The sequence below is a fragment of the Pseudoalteromonas sp. NSLLW24 genome, assembly GCF_015864725.1.
Classification (GTDB): Bacteria; Pseudomonadota; Gammaproteobacteria; order Enterobacterales; family Alteromonadaceae; genus Pseudoalteromonas; species Pseudoalteromonas arctica.
The window spans coordinates 1-1,163 of the sequence record NZ_JADYWQ010000044.1 but is presented as its reverse complement, the minus strand read 5'-3'; the positions used below and the strand labels follow the sequence as shown (position 1 = coordinate 1,163).

The 1,163-nt window shown below is 34.0% G+C and carries 1 pseudogene; it reads left to right on the top strand.

Annotated elements, in window-relative coordinates:
• Nucleotides 1-222 (top strand): annotated as a pseudogene (locus tag I6E72_RS19820) (transposase); the annotation flags it as partial.
• Nucleotides 223-1,163 lie beyond the last annotated feature (941 nt).

Sequence of the window (1,163 nt, the reverse complement as noted above, 5' to 3'; positions counted from 1 at the left end):
CGAATAATACGAGAGGATAAGCGTGGGCATATTGATAATATGAACCTTCCTTTGTTAGAAAGGCTTAATATATCCCCCGAAAACTGGTTAAAACTCACCACACAATTTACGCGCGTATTCCATGGTGCAGTAGGTAGGCCCACTTCACAAGCAAGTTACTGTGAACATTTAAAGCGGAAACGGCGAACAAATATTAGCAACTGCGAAAAGTTACTCGCATAAAACTTAAACTACTCAGTAAAACCATTCAGTAAACATTAAAACTGTAATTATGTAGTTATTATCATGCGTGTAATTCAGGTTTTAGCGTGCTAATGACTTATTTATTAGATGAAATGAAAGTGACCCAGTAATCAAAGATAAATTTTGAACCTGATTGGCTAATTTAGTGGCACAGTTTTGTTTGTTCGATTAAGGTGGCTGTCAGGTTTGTATTTGTTTCTGTGTATTTCTACATTAAGGAAAAAACCTTAAAGTTAACTAATTGTTTACAGGTGTTTATTTGATGGTTAAGATAAATGCATTGTGATATGTGGACATTTGTCGGTTTATAAAACGACAAATATCGTAGACAAAATTGTTAGGTGCTACAAGCAAAAGGCAGTTGTTTCGAATTTTGCTAAAGCTTCTCAAAAGGAAAATTGGCTGAAAATAGTTTATGAAAAAACACTCAAAATCTGACAAGATACTTTTGGTTTCTTGTGGTCTATTTTTTACCTTTCTCTTCATTCACGATCTACTTACTGGTCAAGTTTCTCCCAAAGGAGGCGAAGATTACTCACTTGAAACCAGCCCAACTATGTTTTACTTTATTCTAGGTGTATATGCAGTTTTAACTGGGGCGTGTATTTTTGAACTTGTAAGAAACAAGATTCAGTTTAAATGAACAGCGCACCTAACAAACCAATCTTGTTCAGCCAGCAAGCAGTTATCGATTTTTCAAAAAACAGGCTAGAGCTTTTTAATAAAAAAAATTAAATAACTAACCTAAACTTTGTTCTTTGGTAGGTTTTAACTAACGCACCATGTTTATGGATTTCACTATGGTATGGTGCGACAGCTGTTATTGTTTACAATTTGTATTTTAAAGCTACTTTTCTAGTTCTTTTCTAATAATTCTTTTCTTATAATTTCAGCCCCAGCGCTCAAGGCATTTAGTTTAC